General features: G+C 73.7%; 13 protein-coding genes. 6 read left to right on the top strand and 7 right to left on the bottom strand.

Translation table 11 applies throughout. The annotated features are described in order from the left end of the window. Positions 1-7: 7 nt before the first annotated feature. Both ABD999_RS15710 and ABD999_RS15705 read right to left on the bottom strand, forming a co-directional pair. Positions 8-1,291, bottom strand: coding sequence for an extracellular catalytic domain type 1 short-chain-length polyhydroxyalkanoate depolymerase (locus ABD999_RS15710; protein ID WP_345482765.1), 1,284 nt, complete (start codon positions 1,289-1,291; stop codon positions 8-10). 134 nt (positions 1,292-1,425) lie between these two features. Further along, a complete protein-coding gene (locus ABD999_RS15705) occupies positions 1,426-2,901 on the bottom strand; it encodes a PucR family transcriptional regulator (protein ID WP_345482764.1) in 1,476 nt (491 codons plus the stop codon). Positions 2,902-3,026: 125 nt separating this feature from the next. Here ABD999_RS15705 and ABD999_RS15700 point away from each other — a divergent pair, with 125 nt between their 5' ends. Then, positions 3,027-4,301, top strand: coding sequence for an MFS transporter (locus ABD999_RS15700; RefSeq protein WP_261808734.1), 1,275 nt, complete (start codon positions 3,027-3,029; stop codon positions 4,299-4,301). Positions 4,302-4,319: 18 nt separating this feature from the next. Continuing rightward, positions 4,320-5,948: an amidohydrolase gene (locus ABD999_RS15695; RefSeq protein WP_271279745.1), complete on the top strand. Its 1,629-nt coding sequence runs from the start codon at positions 4,320-4,322 to the stop codon at positions 5,946-5,948. Here the strand turns inward: ABD999_RS15695 and ABD999_RS15690 are convergent. From ABD999_RS15690 to ABD999_RS15680, 3 genes are read right to left on the bottom strand one after another with little or no spacing between them, the layout of a single operon-like run. Continuing rightward, a complete protein-coding gene (locus tag ABD999_RS15690) occupies positions 5,915-6,604 on the bottom strand; it encodes a response regulator (protein ID WP_148033243.1) in 690 nt (229 codons plus the stop codon). The two genes, ABD999_RS15695 and ABD999_RS15690, sit on opposite strands and share 34 nt — an antisense overlap. Beyond that, positions 6,574-7,695: a hypothetical protein gene (locus ABD999_RS15685; RefSeq protein ID WP_271279744.1), complete on the bottom strand. Its 1,122-nt coding sequence runs from the start codon at positions 7,693-7,695 to the stop codon at positions 6,574-6,576. Before ABD999_RS15685 ends, ABD999_RS15690 begins: the two co-directional genes overlap by 31 nt. Continuing rightward, complete coding sequence (locus ABD999_RS15680) at positions 7,692-8,846, bottom strand: sensor histidine kinase (protein ID WP_187281296.1); 1,155 nt, start codon at positions 8,844-8,846, stop codon at positions 7,692-7,694. The genes ABD999_RS15685 and ABD999_RS15680 overlap by 4 nt, the downstream gene beginning before the upstream one ends. 237 nt (positions 8,847-9,083) lie before the next feature. Here ABD999_RS15680 and ABD999_RS15675 point away from each other — a divergent pair, with 237 nt between their 5' ends. Next, positions 9,084-9,794 (top strand): SpoIIE family protein phosphatase, encoded by a 711-nt coding sequence (locus ABD999_RS15675; protein ID WP_219551180.1) that lies wholly within the window; start codon positions 9,084-9,086, stop codon positions 9,792-9,794. Here the strand turns inward: ABD999_RS15675 and ABD999_RS15670 are convergent. Further along, on the bottom strand, positions 9,784-10,329 hold the full coding sequence (locus ABD999_RS15670; RefSeq protein ID WP_271279743.1) for a hypothetical protein: 546 nt from the start codon (positions 10,327-10,329) through the stop codon (positions 9,784-9,786). The two genes, ABD999_RS15675 and ABD999_RS15670, sit on opposite strands and share 11 nt — an antisense overlap. A gap of 48 nt (positions 10,330-10,377) precedes the next feature. Beyond that, the gene (locus ABD999_RS15665) at positions 10,378-12,831 is read right to left on the bottom strand and encodes an NPCBM/NEW2 domain-containing protein (RefSeq protein ID WP_148033246.1); all 2,454 of its coding nucleotides are present in this window, start codon (positions 12,829-12,831) and stop codon (positions 10,378-10,380) included. A 202-nt stretch (positions 12,832-13,033) separates the two neighbouring features. Between ABD999_RS15665 and ABD999_RS15660 the strand changes: the two genes are divergently transcribed. The 3 genes from ABD999_RS15660 to ABD999_RS15650 all read left to right on the top strand — a co-directional run bounded on the left by ABD999_RS15660 (position 13,034) and on the right by ABD999_RS15650 (position 15,941). After that, positions 13,034-14,347: an amidase gene (locus ABD999_RS15660; RefSeq protein ID WP_271279742.1), complete on the top strand. Its 1,314-nt coding sequence runs from the start codon at positions 13,034-13,036 to the stop codon at positions 14,345-14,347. A 107-nt stretch (positions 14,348-14,454) separates the two neighbouring features. Further along, a complete protein-coding gene (locus ABD999_RS15655; RefSeq protein ID WP_271279741.1) occupies positions 14,455-15,582 on the top strand; it encodes a serine hydrolase domain-containing protein in 1,128 nt (375 codons plus the stop codon). A 26-nt stretch (positions 15,583-15,608) separates the two neighbouring features. Then, positions 15,609-15,941, top strand: coding sequence for an SdpI family protein (locus ABD999_RS15650; protein ID WP_219551170.1), 333 nt, complete (start codon positions 15,609-15,611; stop codon positions 15,939-15,941). The last annotated feature ends 100 nt before the right edge of the window (positions 15,942-16,041 follow it).

Below are 16,041 nucleotides of genomic sequence, written 5' to 3'. Positions count from 1 at the left end.
CGGGGACTCACTGGACCGCGCAGGCGGCCCCGTTCAGGGTGAAGGCGGAGGGTTTCGCGGTGTTGCCGGTGTGGGTGGCCTGGAAGCCGAAGGTGACCGTGGCGTTGGGGGCGATGGTGCCGTTGTAGGGCGCGTTGGTGGCCGTGACCTGGCCGCTCGACGGCGTGATCGTGGTGTTCCAGGCGCCGGTGATCGTCTGGCCGGCGGGCAGGGTGAAGGCCAGCGACCAGGCGGTGACGGGTGAGGCGCCCCTGTTGGTGATGGAGACGGCGGTCGTGAAGCCGGTGTTCCAGGTGTTCATGGTGTAGCCGACCTGGCAGGGTCCCGAGACGGTGGGCGTGATGGTGGGTGTGGAGGTGGGGCCGCCGCCGGAGTCGAGGCCGAAGAAGCGGATGGTCTCGGCGGCCATCCCGCCTCTGGGCAGGTCGTGGCCGGCGCCCTGGAGGCTGATCGCCTCGACGGGGGCCGTGCCGCCCGTGCCGCCGTAGCGGGTGCGGGTGTAGCCGGCCTGCGGCGTGTCGGTGGAGGACGGCGTCTGGCCCAGGCCGTGGACGTTCGTCCACTGCTTGATCTGCTCCTGGAAGTTGGGGTAGCGCAGCGTGCTGTCCTCGGTGCCGTGCCAGATCTGCATGCGCGGCCGGGGGCCCGCGTAGCCGGGGTAGGCGGCGCGGACGAGGTCGCCCCACTGCTGCGGCGTCCTGACGATCTGCCCGTTGGCGCACTGGCTGTTCCAGCTCGACCCGTCGGTGGTGGCGAAGCAGCCGAACGGGACGCCCATGTAGGCGGCGCCGGCCTTGAACACGTCGGGATAGTCGCCGAGCAGCACGTTGGTCATCATCGCGCCGGAGGAGACGCCGGTGACGAAGGTGCGGTCCGGGTCGCCGCCGTGGCGCTGGTGGACGTACCGGACCATGGACATGATGCCGACGGGGTCGCTGCCGCCGTCGCGCCGCAGCGCCTGCGGCGAGGAGACGTCGAAGCAGGCCCCGCTCCTGGTGGCCGACGGGTAGACGACGATGAACTTGTGCCGGTCGGCCAGCGAGGCGAACTCGGTGCCGGAGTGCAGGGCGGGGCCCGAGCCGGTGCAGTAGTGCACGGCCAGCAGCACCGGCGGCCGCGACCCCACGCCGTCGGGCACGTACAGGTGCATCCGCAGGTTGGTGGGGTTGGTCCCGAATCCGGTGACCTCCACCAGCTGGGCCGACGAGGCCGGGGCGGCGAGGACCAGGCCGAGGACGGCCAGGAGGGCGGTGGCGACCGCGGCTCCGGCTATACGGTGACGTGCTCTCATCCGCGCCTCTCCCATCGGGGTCGAAACATTTCGATGGTGAGCCGAAATTTTTTGTCGAGCAACCGGTGGCGCGCCCGCCCTCAGCAGGTCAGCCCTCTGACATGCGCAGACGATCTAGCAACGGCAAGAAACTTTCATGGCCGGCCCGGCGGGACCAGGTCGGCGAGCGACAGCGCCAGCCAGATCTGCAGCCGGTGGTCCGGATCGGACAGCGGGCGGCCGGAGACGCGCTCGGCGGCGGCGAGCCGGCGGCGCAGCGTGTTGCGGTGCACGCCCAGGCGGCGGGCGGCGGTCTCCAGGTTCTCCCCCGACTCCAGGTAGGCGCGCACGGACGCGATCAGGTCACCGCCGTGCCGCTCCTCGTGCTCGCGCAGCGGGCGGAGCACCGCGGCGGCGAAGCGACCGGCGGCGTCCGGCACGATCGCCTCCCGCAACAACGCCCACGGCTCCAGGTCGTCGACGTGGGTGTAGCCGCCGAGAGCGGCGAGCCCCGCCGCGTGCCGGACGGCGGCGGGCAGCTCGTCCAGGCGGTGCGCCCGGCAGCCGCCACCCGGAGCGCCGAGCAGGCCGCACAGGTCGCCGCCGCGCCGCCGCCCGTCCTCGGGCAGCACGAACAGCGTGCCCTCGGGCCGGACGCAGACGAAGGCATGGGAGCCGGCCGCCACCTCTTCGAGCGCCTCGACGGCCGTCTCAAGGGCGATCTCCTCCCGTACCAGGACGACCTCGTACGGGGGCGGCGCGACCTGGCACAGCTCGCCGAGCGCGGGTGCGGGCAGCACCCCGTCGAGCGCGGCCGACAGCAGCCGGCCGCGCTGGACGTGCTCCCTGACCCGGCCGGCCCGCACGCCGAGGAGTTCCAGGGCGAGCAGGCAGGCGGCCTGGTTGGCCAGCATCCGCACGTGCCAGTCCAGCGGCGAGGCGGTGCACACCGCCAGCCAGCCGATCGGCGGCCCGGCGAAGCCGAGGCTCTGCACCTGGACGGCCTGGATGCCGTCGTCGAGCACGCCGGCGCTGCGCGGGGCCGCGCGGCCAGCCGCCTCCACGGCGCGGGCGTGCCACGGCCGCTCCCCCTCCGGGCTGGCGGCGGCGGGCTCGGCGCGGGCGCCGAGCAGCAGCGCCACGCCGCCGGCGTGCTCGGCCAGCGCGCGCAGGATGCCCGTCGTGCCCGAGGTCAGCGCGGCCCTGGCCGTCGCCTCCTGGGCGGCGACGACCTTCCGCTCGCCGCGCACCCGCTCGTCGGCGTGCCAGCGGGCGACCGCCTCGGTCACGGCGACGAACGGGGTGAGGATCTCCAGGACCGGCAGCCCGCACGAATCGGCCGCGTCCCGGACGTCGCGCGGCACCTCCGCCATCGCCTCGTCCAGCGCGAAGGCGAGCGCCGCGCAGCCCGCGACGGACAGCCGTTCGACGTACGCGCGCCGCCCCTCGACGTCGCCGGGCAGGCCGAGCCCGATGGTCAGGACCAGCTCGCCGCCGCGCAGCCACGGCACCGGGTCGGCCAGCTCCGACACGTGCGCCCAGCGGACCTCCCGGCCCAGCCCAGCCCGTCCGGCGAGCAGGCGCATGCTCATCCCGGGCAGCGTCATCGCCTGGGCGACGGTCAGGGCCATGACGCATCCTCTGCAAGGTGCATACCGCACTCTAATTCATCGCCAACGGTGCGATTTGCCCCGGGGGCCGGTGCTGTGACCTGCGCATATCGTCATCGCACCCCCTGATGACCCCGGAGGACCCCATGAAACGCGCCAACAGAGCGGCCGGCGCCGCCTTCGTCGGGACCACGATCGAGTGGTACGACTTCTACATCTACGCCACAGCGGCCGCGCTGGTCTTCGGGGATCTCTTCTTCCCGAACGCGTCGAGCCCCACGGTCGCCCTGATGGCGTCGTTCGCCACCTACGCCGTCGGGTTCTTCGCCCGGCCGCTCGGCGGCATCGTGTTCGGCCACTTCGGCGACCGCGTGGGCCGCAAGTCGGCGCTGGTGGTGACGCTGGTCATGATGGGCGCCGCCACCTTCGCGGTCGGCGTGCTGCCCACGTACGAGAGCATCGGCGCGCTCGCGCCGCTGCTGCTGGTGGTGCTCCGCTTCGTGCAGGGGCTGGCCGTCGGCGGCGAGTGGGGCGGGGCCGTGCTGATGGCGGTCGAGCACGCGCCGGAGGGCCGCAAGACGTTCTTCGGCGGGTTCGCCCAGCTCGGCAACCCGGCCGGCGCGCTGCTCGCCACCGGCGCGTTCAGCCTCATCACGCTGCTCGGCGACGACGTGCTGCACACGTGGGGCTGGCGGGTGCCGTTCATCGTCTCGGCCGTGCTGGTGTTCGTGGGCCTGTTCATCCGGCTCCGCGTCGAGGAGTCGCCCGTCTTCCAGAAGGTGGAGAAGGCCGCGACGCCGATCAAGGAGGTGTTCCGCCTCTCGTGGCGGTCGGTCCTGCTCGGCATCGGCACGCTGCCGGTCGCCATCGGCGGCTACTACATCCTCACCACCTTCCTGCTGGCGTACGCGACAGGCGAGTCGGTCGGCGCGTCCGAGCAGCTCATCCTCAGCGGTCTGAGCTTCGCCGCGTTCGTCGAGCTGGTGGCCACGCTGGCCATCGCCTGGGTGGGCGACCGGCTGGGCAGCCGCAAGGTCGTGGTCTTCTTCCTGGTGATCACCGCCGCGCTGGCCGTGCCGCAGTTCGCGGTGCTCGGCTCGCAGAACGCGTTCCTGATCTTCGCGATGCTGGGCCTGATGAGGCTGGCCACCTCGGGGACGTACGGGCCGATGGCGGCCATCCTGTCCGAGATGTTCCCGCCGCAGGTGCGCTACACCGGCATCTCGCTGGCCTACCAGGGCGCGGGCGCGATCTTCGGCGGCCTGTCCCCGATCGTCGCGACCGCCTTCGTGGGCGCGGCAGGCGGCGCGGCCTGGCCGGCCGTGGCGATGCTGGTCGGCATGTGCGCGCTGAGCGCGATCTGCCTGGCCGTGGCGCCCCGCTACCGCGACCCCGCCCCGGCCGCCCCGGCCACCCACTGATCCCGTAAGGAGACTCGCGTGTCCACCATCGTCATCACCGGCGGCAAGGTCATCACCATGGACCCGGCGAACCCCGCCGCGGACGCCGTGGCCGTGCGCGACGGCCGCGTGCTGGCCGTCGGGCGGGAGCCCGAGGTGCTGGCCGCGGCCGGGCCGGGCGCGGAGGTCGTGCTCGCGGGCGGGCGCAGCGTGCTGCCCGGGTTCGTCGACCCGCACAACCACCTGCTGTCCACGGCGGAGTCGCTGGTGGCGGTGGACGCCCGCTATCCGGGGGTGGGCAGCGCGCGGGACCTGGTGGCCAGGATCGCCGCCGAGGCGGCCAGGACCCCGGCCGGCCAGTGGATCCGCGCGTACGGCATGGACGACGCGAAGTTCCCCGGCGGCCGGCCCACCCGGCGGCAGCTCGACGAGGCCACCACCGACCATCCGGTGATCGTCTACCACGTCTCCGGGCACCAGGCCGTGGTGAACTCCGCGGCGCTGGCCTGGCGCGGCATCGGCGAGGACGTGGCCGACCCGGCGGGCGGCGCGTTCGTCAGGGACGAGGGCGGCCGGCTGACCGGGATGGTGCTGGACTCCGCCATGGAGCTGCTGCTGCCCGTGGCCGTCGACATCGGCTGCCACGGCCCGAACTTCCACGTCGACCTGCCGCGCGAGCAGCTGCGCTCCTGGCTGGAGATGTCCGCCGAACCGTACCTGAAGGCCGGCGTCACCACCGTGTGCGACCCGCAGGTGTCGCGCCGCGAGCTGGAGATCTACCGGTCCGCCTGGGACGCGGGCACCCTGCCGGTGCGCACGGTGGTCATGCCGCTGTCGCACATGCTCGACGAGCTTACCTCGATCGGCCTGGCGGGCCCGTTCGGCGACGACCGGCTGCGGTTCGGCGCGATGAAGTTCTACTGCGACGGCACGCTCCTGGGCGGCACCGCGATGTTCGACGAGCCGTACGGGGACGACTTCACCGGCACGCTCTACCACCGGCCGGAGGAGCTCGTCGACCTGGTGCGACGGGCCGCGTCGGCGGGCTGGCAGGTCGGCGTGCACACCCAGGGCGACCGGGCGATGGGCTACACGCTCGACGCGCTCAAGGCCGCGGTCGCGGTGTCCGGCGACGACGCCAGGCCGCGGATCGAGCACTGCGGCCACCCCACGCCGGCGCAGGTGCGCGAGTTCGCCTCACTCGGCGTCATCCCGGTCAACCAGCCGAACTTCCTGTACGACAGCGGCACCGACTTCGTGCGCCGGCTCGGCGACAGGAGGGCCCACCGGCTGCAGCCGATGCGCGAGGAGCTGGACGCGGGGCTGCGCCCGGTGCTGTCGAGCGACTCGTTCGTCTCCTCGCTGCGGCCCATGGAGACGGTGTCCAACGCGGTGCGGCGGCGGACCCGCGAGGGCGGGCCGATCGGCGCCGAGCAGGCCGTCACCCTGGAGGAGGCGCTGCGGGCGCACACCGTCGACGCGGCGTACGCGCTGCGCATGGAGGACGTGATCGGCTCGCTCGCCCCCGGCAAGCTGGCCGACGTGGTGGTGCTCGACGCGGACGTCCGGTCGCTGCCGGCCGACGAGCTGTCCGGCGTGGACGCGTGGCTGACCATGCTCGGCGGCCGGATCGCCTACCGGTCGGGACGGGCGGCCAGCGAGGTGTAGACGTCCACCTCCCCCGGGCTGATCAGGCCGTCCTGGATGGCGCAGATGAGCAGCTTCTCCTTGGTGGGGGCGGGCCGGCCGGCCGCCGCGTACTTGACCCTGGCCCGGTCGATGTACTGGCGCACGGTGCGCTCCTTGATGCCCATCCGGGCCGCCACGGACGCCTTGGACATGGACTGGAACCAGTAGAGGAGCGCCAGCCGCTCCTGGTCGGAGAGCTGGGGCCGGTGCGGGCTCTCGTCGGTGGCGATCGCCTGCGCCATCGGCGGGGTGACGCTGGGCCGGTCGGCGGCCACCTCCAGGATGGTCTCGACGCACGACTCGCGGGTGGCCCGCCCCTTGCCGATGAACGCGGAGGCGCCCGCGTCCAGCACGGCGCGGACCGTCTCCGGCTCCTCGTGCTCGGAGAAGACGATGATCCGCTGCCCGCCCTCGCACAGGTCGCCGATCCGGTCGACGATCATGGTGCCGTTGAGGTTGAGATCGAGCAGCAGCACGTCGGCGTGGACGCCGCGGACCGACTCGATGGTGGGCCCCTGGGCGACGAGCGTCACCGGGCCCGGCTGCCCGAACCAGGACCGGACGCCGTCGACCACCACCTGGTGGTCCTCGACCAGGGCGACCGTCACGGGGCCTGCCAGATGCTGTTGACCCATACCTCCCCTCCCTGCCGCTGGTAGGTGATGACGACCCCGCTCGCCTCGCGCACCGGCGCCGGGCTGACGGGCAGGTCGTCGTTGTCGGCCACGACGGCCACGCTCACCATGGTCGACATGGCGGACACGGTGACCCTGGCCCGCGACCTGGCCCCGTCCAGCGCCTGGAGCGGCACTCTGAGCAGGTCCTCGCGTACGCGGTCGGCCAGGTCGGGCAACGTGCCGCCGAACGGCGGGACCGTCACCAGCACCTTGCGCCGCTCGGCGGCGTCGATGCGCTCGCGCAGCGCGGTGACGAGCGCGTCGGGCACGTCCTCGCGCTCGGTGATGAGGCGGCGCAGCCGCAGGGCGCCGGCCGTGCACTCCTCGCGGACCCGCGCGTCGCCGGGGTCGGCGCCGTCGGCGAGCCGTTCCAGCAGGTCCTCGGCCACGTCGCGGATGGCGGCGTAGCGGCGCAGCCGGTCGGCGTGGATGCGCTGGGCGGACATCCGCCAGGCTTCGTCGGCGGCGAGCCGCCGCGCCAGCAGCGCCGCGTCCTCGGCGCTGGCGCGCAGCGCGTGGCAGCCGACGCTGTAGCCGAGCTGCAGGGTGATGCTGCCGGCCACGACCACCAGATACTTGGCGACCGAGACGCGGTCGAACGTGCCGGTGACGGCCATCGCGGCGAGCATGAGCCCGGCGTTCGCCGCCAGGAACGCGATGAGCTCGGCCCGCCAGCGCGGCCGGTTCCACAGCAGCATGACGCCGACCCAGCCGACCGAGCCCCACCCCCAGTCGATGGTGCCGAGCAGGTCGCGCGGGTGGCAGGCGAGCATGACCGCGACGTCCACGGCCAGCGTCGCGGCCACGAGCAGGCCCGTCCCCGCGGTGGACGGCTCGGCGCCGCGTAACAGGGCCACGGCGGCGACGGCCCCGACGGCGGTGTAGACCACCCAGGCGACGGCCGCGAGCACGGGCCAGCGGAAGTCGTGCCAGCCGGTGACCGTGACCGTCAGGTCGTAGCCGACGTGCCAGACGCCGGCGATGACCACGGCGCCGATCGCCGTGTAGCGGGCGTAGCGCCGCGCGACCTGCTCGATGTCGCCGGTCATGGCCGCCACCACAGGGTGACCCGGGTGCCGTCGCCGCCGGAGGTGATGTCGGCGCCGCCGTTGGGCAGGGCGCGCATGGTGTCGAGGATGGAGCCGCGCACGCCGAACCGGTCGGGCGGCAGCCGGTCGTGGTCGAAGCCGCGGCCGTGGTCGGCGACCTCCACGCGGATCTCGCCGCCGCTCCTGCGCGAGGTCAGCTCGGCCTCGCGCACGCCGGCGTGGCGCGCCACGTTGGACAGGGCCTCGGCGACGGCGCGGGCGAAGCTCTCGGCCACCTCGCCCGGCACGGTCTCGTGGGTGAGCCGCCTGCGCACCCGCAGCCCGGTGGCGCGCCCGGCCACCTCGTCGAGCAGCGCGTCCAGGGCGATGGGCACGCCTTCCCTGCCGGGGGTGTCGCGCAGCCGGTCGAGCGCGGACAGGTCGTGGGACGCCTGTTCGCGCAGCGTGGCCGAGGGCCCGTCGTAGGTTCCCAGCCCGACCATGGTGAGGGTGTGCAGGGACGTCTCGTGCACGCTGCCGACCTGCTTCAGCTCGTCCTCGCGGCGCAGCCGCTCGACCATGAGCGCGACGTCGGCCCTGGCGCTCTCCCGCAGGAAGCCGTCGGCGGAGGCGGCGGAGCGGCGCAGCAGCGTCATCAGCACCGCGATGGCCAGCACCTGGACGAGGTGGATGCCGAGCGAGACGGTCACGTCCTGCCCCGGGTCGGCGAGCCGCATCCCGGCCAGGTACGCCACCGCGACGACCAGGCCGGTGGGCACGGCCGCCGCGGGCCGCCAGACGACGGCGGGCACGATGATCGTCATCGTGACCAGCCCCGCGACCCAGCTCGCGCCGCCGGCCAGCGCCTCCCCTGCCACCAGGTGACGCTGCGCCAGGCAGAGCGCCACGGTGATCGCCACGTCGCCGGCCACGAGCCAGGCGGGCAGCCGCGTGCCGCGCCACATCCGCCACAGGAACAGGGCGGTCCAGCCGAGCTCCACCGCCAGGGCGGGCGCCAGCCAGGCCGCGGAGACGGGCGGGGCGGCCCCGAGCGCCGCGGCGACGGCCGCGACCAGGCCGACGACACCGCGCGCGCCGGCAGCGGTGCGCGCGGCGGTGCGCTCCAGCTGCCTGGCCGCCGAGTCGTAGCGCGTGGAACCGAGGTGAGCCATCGCCCGTCCGCCCGCGACGAGATCACAAGTCGGCACTCACGATAACGCACCGGGCGCGGGCGGGCCGGGTGCGCGGTCATGGATCGCATGGCAGCCTTCCTCGGGCCTGTCTCACCTTCGAACCTTCCACCGTCCGCGCCCTCTGCGGCATGACGGCTGATCGACCGTCATGCCACCCCGGGCGGGGCGGCGTGTACTGATCCGTGTCGCGATCACTGCGGCCGAGGGGGGACCTCAATGACGCTCATCTCGATCTCGATCCTGATCTCCTGCCTGTCGGTGATGGCGGTCCGTGGCAGGCGGGGGCCGTGGCCACCGGGCATTCCGGTGGCACGGCCGCGGCTGTCGGCAGCGGGCGGCACGTACGAGGGCTCGAACGGCCGTCCGTCCGACGTCTACGTGATCCAGGAGCGGCTGATCGCGGTGGCGGACGGAGGGGGGCGAGGCCGGCGCGGTCACACGGCGGCCGCGCTGGCCCTGGGCGCGGTGGTCGCGGCACGACCGCAGACGGCCGGTACGGAAGAGGAGGATCTGGGCGGCTGCGCGCGGGCGGCCCGCGACGAGCTCGCCCTGGCGGAGCGGGCCACCGGCCTGGACCTGATCGTGCTCGACGCGGGCGAGCGCCCGCGCCTGCGCTACGCCCACGTCGGCGGCGGCGCGATCTGGTACTGCGCGAAGGGCGGGCGGCCGCGGCGGCTGACGAGGCCCGGGGACGGCCCGGTGGGGACGGCCGAACCCGAGGTCGGCAGCGTGCCGCTCCACCAGGGCGATCGCATCGTGGTGGTCACCGACGGCGTGGTCACGGCGCTCGGGGCGGAGCGGATGACCGCCCTGTTCGCCGACGGCCGGTCCCCGGCGTCCTGCCTGGATCAGCTGTACGACGAGATGTCGGTGGTGGAGCCGGAGGAGGACGCCACGGTGCTCGTCGCCGACTTCGTCACCGCGTGACGCGCTCCTTGTCCTGGTAGAGGCCGTACACGAAGCGGGCCCGGTAGGTCGCGCCGTCGTGCCGGAAGTCGGCCGCCCAGTGGTGCGGGGCGCCGCCTTCGAGCTGGGTGGCGTCAGGGAAGCCGGCCCCGAGGTCGGCGACCACGCACTCCCAGGGTTCCAGGTCGGCGAAGGCCACCGGCCTGCCGCCGCCGGGGCGGACGAACCACTGGTTCCACACCTCGCCGCCGGGCCCGGTCAGCACCTCGAACTCCAGCTCCGGCCACGACGGCAGCACCCAGCACGCCACCTCGCACGTCAGGCTGCCGACCGGCCGCTCGCCCTCATGGGCCGGCGGGCCGAGCGCCGACCGCAGCGCCGTCAGCCCTTTCGGCGCCCGCGCGGCGTGCGCCAGCCTGGTCCAGTGCGCGTGCGCGGCCCGCAGCTCGGCCCGGGTCGCGCCCAGGTCGCGCAGCGCCCGCTCCACCCGCGGGGCGTTGACGTCGCGCATCCGGTGCATCAGCGTGAGCTCGAACTCGCGTACTCCGTATCTCATCTGCTTCCGATCGGCGCGGGACGACACCGCATCGTCGCACAGCGCGCCCTACTCGGCGCGGACGTCGTCGATGTGCACGTCGCCGCCGGTGTTGAGGAACACCCAGACGGCGCGGACGTCGGCCAGGTCGAGGGTGACGCCGAGCGGGCACGCGATCTGGTCGAACCGCTCGGTGACGGTCCTGCTGGAGTGCGGGCCGATCCAGCCCCACCGGCCGCCCTGGCACCACGACATGTCCTCGCCGACCTGGATGGCGATCTCGCCGACGGTGCCGACCTCGCCGGCCCGCACGTCGAACCTGAGCATGCTCGTGCCGGTGAGGTCGAGCGGCTCGTCCAGCGGCCTGCCGAACCAGTTGCCGGCGACCGGGGTGGACACCTTGAGCCCGCTGGTCCCGTGGGTGTGGAAGAGGGGTGACCGGGCGACGGTTCCGCCGTCGCCGGGGTTGGCGATGGTGAAGCCGTCGGTGCCGGTCTCGAAGGAGAACAGGGTGCGCGAGACCGGCAGCACCGGGCTGTCGTCGGGGACGTCGCCGCAGGTGAGCACCGGTGACGCCCAGTCGGCGTGGACCGCAGCCGCGCCGGACTCGGCGGTCAGGCGCAGCCAGTCGGCGCCGGTGAGGTCCGCGGTGAGCGTGGCGGGCGCCTGGCCGGAGGTCATGGGGCCGCTGGTCGCGGCGGTGCGCGCGTCGGCGTGGACGGTGAACGTGGCGGGGGCGCCGGCCGCCGCCTCGTCGTCGACGCCCACGTCGGTGACCAGGCGGGAGCAGCGGCCGCCGAGGTAGTAGCTGATCTCGCTGCCGGTGGTGGTGCCGAGCCCGCGCTGGTACACGCGGCCGCCGATGGTGATGAGGTTGCCGTCGTCCTCCAGCGGCCCGCCGTTGCTCTGGTCGGCCTCGACGGGTCCGGTGGCGTTGACGGTGCTGACCGGGGCGACGGTGCTGAGGTGGCGGCGGCCGTCCCCGGGGGCGGTCACGACCACGGCGACGATCTCGCTGGACGTGCCGGCGGAGCGGCGGCCCCACCGGTAGGCGGCGGTGATCTCGATCGGGTGGCGGCCGGCTGCCGCGGTCGCGGGGACGCCGATCCGCCAGGCGGTCTCCAGGGCGGCGTCCGTCCGGAGCCGGGCGCTGCCGGACGGGCCGGTCGCGGTGGCGGTCCAGCCCTCGGGCGTCCGCACGGTGACCTTGACGTCGCGGACGTCTCCGGCGCCGCGGTTGGTGACCGCCGTGGTCAGCGTGCCGCCGTCGGCGGGGACGACGGTGCCGAGGGCGGCGCCGGCGACGACGGACGGCGGCACGTCGCCGGGGCCGCGCAGCGGGCTCACCCGGTAGACGACGGTGCCGTGCGCGGGGACGGCGGCGGAGATGGTGGACCGGGCCTGGAGGGTCCGCCCGGTCCACAGGTCGCGCAGGCGGTACGCCCCGGCCCGGCGCAGCCCGGTGTCGGCGGCGGCGACGCCGACCGTGGCGAGCGTGTCGGTGGAGTTGTAGAGGGCGATCGCCCGGTCGCCGCCGGCCAGCGGCTTGTCGAGGACCATGAGCCCGTTCTCGTCGGAGACGACCGCGCCCTGGACGCCCAGCCGGTCCTGGTCGACGGCGATGATCTCGCGGTTGCCGAGGATCTCCAGGGTCTCGGCGGAGGCGGCCCGCAGGTCGGTGCCGATGATCAGCGGGGCGGCCATCATCGCCCACATGCTCATGTGGGTGCGGTACTCGGTGGCCGTCATGCCGCCGTTGCCGATCTCCAGCATGTCGGGGTCGTTCCAGTGTCCCGGTCCCGCGTACGGGGCGAGGGGGGCGTTCTGGCGGATGATGGAGCGGACGCTGGACCAGTCGTCGCTGATGTCGCCGGTGGTGCGCCACAGCTGCCCGACGCCCTCGGCCCAGGTCCACGGCTGGGAGGTGCCCCACTCGCAGATGGAGTAGACGATCGGCCGCCCGGTTCGGGCGAGCGCGTCGCGCATCGCCGTGTAGCGGCGGATGTAGTCCTCCTGCGAGCCGTCGGACTGGTTGTTGCAGTTGTCGTACTTGAGGTAGTCGACACCCCAGCCGGCCCACGTGCGGGCGTCGATCTCCTCGTGGCCGAGGCTGCCCGGATAACCGGCGCACGTCCTGGTGCCGGCGTCGCCGTAGATGCCCAGTTTGAGGCCCTTGGCGTGGACGTAGTCCGCGACGCCGTCGATCCCGCCGGGGAACTTGTCAGGGTCGGGGACGAGCCTGCCGTCGGGTCCGCGCTCGCGCAGGGACCAGCAGTCGTCGATGTTGACGTATTCGTACCCCAGGTCTCTGAGCCCGCTGGAGACCAGGACGTCGGCCGTCTCCTTGATCAGGGTCTCGCTGACCTCGCAGCCGAACGCGTTCCAGTTGTTGAACCCCATCGGCGGGGTGGCGGCGAGGGCGGGCCCCGCGGTCGGCGGCGCGGGGGCCGCGGCCTGGACCGGCGCCGCGACGAGCGTCGCTCCGGCGACGAGCAGGGCGGTGACGAGGGCGGTGAGCCGCATGGACGCCTCCGGCTGATGGCGGGGTACGCGATCGGGGACGCTACCTACGCTGATCCACACCGTCAACGCTTTTCTTAACTGGTTCACCGAACCGACTGAAAGTTTCGCCAGCCCAACACAACTAAGGTCATGTCGTGAACCCTGAATCGGTTAACCACCCGCACATTTGGGGCGCGTGGCGTGAGCATGTAGAAGTGACTGCATGACGACGTCTTCCGGGCCTTTCGCCGGCCGCACCATCGACGACCTCGGCCGCGACCTGCGGGCGGGCCGCACGACGGCCGAGGAGCTGACGCGGGAGGCGCTCGACGCCATCACCAGGCTCGATCCCGTACTGAACGCCTTCGTGAGCGTCGACCAGGACGGCGCGCTGGCGGCGGCCAGGGAGGCCGACGCCGAGCTGGCCGGTGGGGCCGACCGGGGCCCGCTGCACGGGCTGCCGGTGGGGGTCAAGGACCTGCTCCTGGTGGCGGGCATGCCCGCCACCATGGGCTCGCGGCACTTCGCGGGGTACGTCCCCGACACCGACGCGGCGTGCGTGACCCGGCTGCGCGAGGCCGGGGCGGTGATCGTGGGCAAGACCACGACCCAGGAGTTCGCGTACGGGCCGACCGGCGACTGCTCGGCCAACGGCGCGTCCCGCAACCCGTGGGACCCCGCGCGCATGTCGGGCGGCTCCAGCGGCGGCAGCGGCGCAGCCGTGGCCGCGGGGCTGGTGCCGCTGGCGATCGGCACCGACACCGGCGGCTCGGTGCGCATCCCCGCGGCGCTGTGCGGGGTGGCCGGTCTCAAGCCCGCGTACGGCGCGATCCCGGCTGACGGCGCCTTCCCGCTGTCGCCCAGCCTGGACCACGTGGGCGTGCTCGCCCGCACCGCCGGCGAGTGCTTCCTCGCCTACCGTCTCCTCAGCGGCCGGGACGCCGTCGAGAGCGGCTCCGTCACGCCACGCGTCGCCTGGCTCGACCCCTCCGACCTGCACCCCTGCGACCCCGAGGTGGTGCGGGTCGCCGCCGGGGCTGCGGGCGCGAAGGAGCGGGTCGCGCTCCCGCCGGGGGCCGCCGAGGCGTTCATGGACGTGTACGTCACGATCGGCGGCGCCGAGGCGGCCGAGGTGCACGCCGAGCGGGTGGCGGAGGCGCCTGAGCTGTTCCAGCCCGAGGTGCTCGACCGGCTCAGGGGCGCGATGCGGGTGCCGGGCTGGAAGTACGTCCGCGCGACGGCGGAGCGGCGGCGGCTCGCCGGGGTGGCCGAGAAGCTGTTCGAGGACCACGACGTGCTCGCGCTGCCGACCGTGCCGCTCACCGCCCCGCCGCTGGGCCTGCGGGAGACGGTGCTCGACGGCCGGCCGGTCGGCGTCCGCGCCGCGCTGCTGGCCCTGACCTCCCCGTGGAACGTGCTCGGTTTCCCGGCGCTGTCCGTGCCGGCGGGCCTGGCCGGCGGGCTGCCTGTCGGGTTGCAGCTCGTCTGCCGGCCGGGCGACGAGCACCTGCTCGCCGCCGCCGTTCCCACGACGTAGTGCAGGCTGTACCAGCGGTCTCCAGCGGGCTGGATCGATCTTGAGGTGGCGCGCCGACAGGCTGGGTGGTGTTCGAGAACGAGCCATCCGAGCAGAGGGAGCCACCCATGTCGCAGCACCCCGCACGCATCCTGGCGGCGTCGGCACTCGCCACGCTGGCCGGGCTGGGCCTGACCGCCCCGGTCGCGCACGCCGCCCCCGCCGACCCCGTGCAGAAGCGCCTGGACACGCTCGTCCAGGAGTCGTCGTTCCCCGGCGCGATCGCGGCCGTGCGCGGGCGCGACGGGCGGACCCGCACCTACACGGCGGGCGTGGCCGACCTGAAGACCGAGGCGAAGATGCCGGCGGACGCGCGGGTGCGGATCGCCAGCAACACCAAGATGTTCACCGCCGTGGTCGCGCTCCAGCTGGCCGGTGAGGGCAAGCTGGACCTGGACGCGCCCATCGAGAAGTACCTGCCCGGGGTGGTCCGGGGCAAGGGCGTCGACGGGCGGAAGATCACCACCCGCCGGCTGCTCCAGCACACGAGCGGCCTGCGCGACTACGACGACGTCCTCATCGGCGACTTCTTCTCCGTGCTGGAGCGCCACTTCGAGCCGCGCGAGCTGGTGGACACGGCGCTGGCGCGCCGGGACTCCCCCGCCAAGGGCTGGGACTACAGCAACACCAACTACATCCTGGCCGGGCTCGTCGTGCAGAAGGTCACCGGCCGGCCGATCGGCGAGGAGATCACCAGGCGCGTCATCAAGCCGCTGGGCCTGCGCGACACGTACTGGCCAGGCGTCGGCGAGCGGGACATCCGCGGCCCGCACCCCAAGGGCTACCTCGCGCTGAAGCCCGGCGACCCGTACCGGGACGTCACCCGGCTGGACCCGTCGATGGCGTGGGCGGCGGGCGCGCTCGTGGCCACCCCGAAGGATCTCAACACGTTCATGACCGCGCTCATGAACGGCGAGCTGCTCAGGCCCGCACAGCTCAAGCAGATGAAGAAGACCGTCGCCGCGCCCGAGTTCGACACCGTGGGCGGCGCCCGGTACGGGCTGGGCATCGCCACCTTCAAGCTGAGCTGCGGCGGTTTCGCCTGGTCCCACGGCGGTTCCGCCCCCGGCTACGCCACGGGCAACGGCGTCACCGAGGACGGCCGCGCCGCCACCGTCGCGGTCACCTCCCTGCCGTCGGACCTGCCCGCCGTCAAGAACCTGGAAGCCGCCCTGGACACCGCCCTCTGCGCGTGACAGCCTCGATCCGAGGAGGGGCGATCATGACGGCGGGCGAGCAGATCATCGTCGCGGTCCTCTTCGGCGGGGCGGCGTTCCTCGCGCTCGCCCTGGGCCTGCTGGGCGCGTCCCGGCGGCTGCCGCGCAACCCCCTCTTCGGGGTCCGTACGAGGACGTCCATGGCGAGCGATGAGGCCTGGCGGCGGATACACGTCAGATTCGCCCCTTTCTCGTACGCGGTCGCCGTCCTCTGGGCGGTCACCGCGGCCACCCCCTTCGTCACCGGCTGGAACGAGCCGCTGGTGCTCGCCGGGATCGTGCTCGGGCTGGTCGTTCTGCTGGTGGGGGCGGTGCGGGCGCACCGGGATCCGGGGTAGCGCTCCCGCGCGGATCCGGGCGCACAATGGGTGTCAAGGGCATGTCAATCCGCCCGGTGAACACTCATAATCGGTGATCTACGCGGCAGCCTCACCTGCC

The sequence above is a fragment of the Nonomuraea ferruginea genome, assembly GCF_039540635.1.
GTDB lineage: Bacteria > Actinomycetota > Actinomycetes > Streptosporangiales > Streptosporangiaceae > Nonomuraea > Nonomuraea ferruginea.
The sequence above is the reverse complement of the archived record's forward strand: the minus strand, read 5'-3'. Positions and strand labels throughout refer to the sequence as shown.